The following is a 240-nucleotide window of genomic DNA, read 5'->3' on the forward strand; positions in this document are numbered from 1 at the left end:
GGGTGGAAGCCGCACACCTTCCAGGTCGGCCAGACCGGCAAGACCGTCTCCCCGCAGCTGTATGTGGCCAACGGGATCTCGGGGGCGATCCAGCACCGGGCCGGGATGCAGACCTCCAAGACCATCGTGGCGGTCAACAAGGACGAGGAGGCCCCGATCTTCGAGCTCGTCGACTTCGGCGTGGTCGGCGACCTCCACACCGTCCTGCCCGCGCTGACCGAGGAGATCAAGCAGCGCAAG

The 240-nt window shown here is 67.1% G+C and carries 1 protein-coding gene; it reads left to right on the forward strand.

Annotated features, from left to right (window positions below; translation table 11 throughout):
- The coding region (locus ACYQ1K_RS28040) for an electron transfer flavoprotein subunit alpha/FixB family protein (RefSeq protein WP_459986910.1) at window positions 1-240 on the forward strand (240 nt) is incomplete at both ends.

Source organism: Nocardioides sp. AN3, from assembly GCF_054653495.1.